Source organism: Streptomyces himastatinicus ATCC 53653 (assembly GCF_000158915.1).
GTDB lineage: Bacteria > Actinomycetota > Actinomycetes > Streptomycetales > Streptomycetaceae > Streptomyces > Streptomyces himastatinicus.
Window position 1 is genome coordinate 10,085,323 of the sequence record NZ_GG657754.1, and the last position, 2,735, is coordinate 10,088,057.

Here is a 2,735-nt window from a genome sequence, read left to right on the forward strand (position 1 = left end):
TGAGCCGCAGTGGCCCCGACGCCCCGGGCGCGAAGGAACTCACGGCCCGGCTGGACGAACTGGGCGCGCGGGTACGGATCGAGGCGGCGGATGTCACCGACGCCGCCGCGGTGGCTGCCCTGGTGGCGGGCGTCGACCCGGAGCACCCACTGACCGGGGTGATCCACGCGGCCGGTGTGCTGGACGACGCGGTGGTCACCTCGCAGACCCCGGAGCGGCTGGCGCGGGTGTGGGAGGCCAAGGCCACGGCGGCGGCTCATCTGCACGCGGCGACGGCGGACCTGCGGCTGGGCATGTTCGTGATGTTCTCCTCCGCGGCCGGGGTGATGGGCAGTCCAGGGCAGGCCAACTACGCGGCGGCCAACGCCTTTTGCGATGCGCTGGCCGCCCATCGGCGGTCCCTCGGCATGCCGGGCGTGTCCGTGGCCTGGGGGCTGTGGGCCGAATCCAGTGAGATGACCGGAAACCTCACCGAAGCCGATCTGGCGCGGATGGCCCGCTCCGGTATCGCCGCGATGGCGAGCGACCACGCCCTCGCGCTGCTGGACGCCGCGGTCGAGCACGGCGGCCACCAGCTGATCGCGGCCGATGTGAACACGCGCGTCCTCGCCACCCAGCCCCCGGACGCCCTGCCCGCCGCGCTGCGTGCCCTGGTCGCGGCGAGCGCCGGTGCCGGGCGTACGACGGAACGGCGTACGGCGGCGGCCGCCGGTGCGCAGCCCGTCGACTGGGCCGGGCGGCTGGCGGGCATGTCCGCCGATGAGCGGCGCCGGGTGCTGCTCGACCTGGTCCGTGGCCACGCGACCACCGTGCTGGGCCACGCGGATGCGGAAGCGGTCCAGGCGGACACCAGTTTCAAGGATCTGGGCTTCGACTCGCTGACGGCGGTGGAACTGCGCAACCGGCTCTCCGCCGCCACCGGCCTGCGGCTGCCCGCCGCCCTCGTCTTCGACTACCCCGAGGCGGCCATCGTGGCCGACTATCTGCTGGAACGCCTCGCCCCCGAAGAGGACGCCTCGACGGGCCGGACCGGTGCCGACCCGGCCCTCGGCGAACTGGCCAAGCTGGAAGCCACGCTGGCGCGCCTCGACGTGGCGGACGGCGAGGCCGGGGCGGTCACGGCCCGGCTGGAGAGTCTGCTGGCCACGTGGAAGGCGACGCGGAACCTGGCGGGACAGAAGCCGGACGCCGCGGAGCGGAAGACCGCCACGGAGCGGCTGGAGTCCGCGTCCGCGGCCCAGGTCCTCGACTTCATCGACAACGAGCTGGGTGTGTCCTGAATGTGCCGGGCGCGACGATCGCTTAAGGCCGGGTGAAACCTCATGGTGAACGTGAACGTAAACGAAGAGAAGCTGGTCGAGTACCTCAAGCGCGTGTCCGCGGACCTGCACGACACACGGCTGCGCTTACGCGAGGTGGAGGAGCGTTCCCAGGAGCCGGTGGCCGTGGTGAGCGTCGCCTGCCGCTTCCCGGGCGGAGTGGACACGCCCGAGGCGCTGTGGCGGCTGGTGTCCGAAGGAGTCGACGCGATCGGCGACTTCCCCACCGACCGTGGCTGGGACCTGGACGGCCTGTATCACCCGGACCCGGATCACCCCGGCACCACCTATACCCGCCGGGGCGGATTCCTCGACGGCGCCGACCAATTCGACCCCCTGTTCTTCGGCATCAGCCCGCGCGAGGCGCTGGCCACCAGCCCGCAGCAGCGGCTGCTGCTCGAAACCGCCTGGGAGGCGTTCGAGCGGGCCGGTATCGATCCCGTTGCGTTGAAGGGCTCTCCCACGGGGGTCTACGCCGGTACGGCCACCACCGGTGGCGCAGCCGCCTCGGGCGACGTGCCCGAGGCGGCCTCCGAGGGATACGCGGGCAATGCCCCGAGCCTCCTGTCGGGCCGGGTGTCCTACACCTTCGGGCTGGAAGGCCCGGCCGTCACGGTGGAGACGGCGTGCTCGTCCTCGCTGGTGGCCCTCCACCTTGCGGTGCAGGCACTGCGGCAGGGCGAATGCACGCTCGCCCTCGCCGGTGGGGTCACGGTGATGGCCACCCCCGAGGTGTTCACCGGGTTCTCGCGACAGCGCGGTCTGTCCCCGGACGGCCGGTGCAAGGCATTCGCCGCCACCGCCGACGGCACGGGGTGGGGCGAAGGCGTCGGCCTGGTGCTGCTGGAGCGGCTGTCGGACGCGCGGCGCAACGGGCACCAGGTGATGGCCGTGATCCGCGGATCGGCCATCAACCAGGACGGCGCCAGCAACGGGTTCACGGCGCCGAACGGGCCGTCGCAGCAGCGCGTCATCCGCCAGGCGCTGACCGGAGCCCGGCTGGCCCCGTCCGAGATCGACGCCGTCGAGGCCCATGGCACCGGCACCACTCTGGGCGACCCCATCGAGGCGGACGCGCTCATCGCCACGTATGGGCAGGACCGGCCGGAGGACCGCCCCCTGTGGCTGGGGTCCTTGAAGTCCAACATCGGTCATACGCAGGGTGCGGCGGGCGTGGCCGGTGTGATCAAGATGGTGATGGCGCTACGGCACGAGATGCTGCCCGCGACCCTGCACGTCGATGAGCCGACCCCCCATGTGCAGTGGGACGGAGGCGGCGTACGGCTGCTGACCAAGCCCGTCGAGTGGCCGCGCGGCGACCGGCCGCGGCGGGCAGGAGTGTCGTCCTTCGGGATCAGCGGAACCAATGCGCATGTGATCGTGGAGCAGGCCCCGGACGTGCCCGAGACGGAGCCG

The 2,735-nt window shown here is 72.4% G+C and carries 2 protein-coding genes; both read left to right on the plus strand.

Annotated features, from left to right (window positions below; translation table 11 throughout):
* The coding region (locus SSOG_RS42570; protein ID WP_039940084.1) for an SDR family NAD(P)-dependent oxidoreductase at window positions 1-1,280 on the plus strand (1,280 nt) is incomplete at its 5' end.
* Between the two features lie 42 nt (window positions 1,281-1,322).
* Window positions 1,323-2,735, plus strand: a 1,413-nt coding sequence (locus SSOG_RS42575) for a type I polyketide synthase (protein ID WP_208867446.1), incomplete at its 3' end; no start/stop codon positions are given.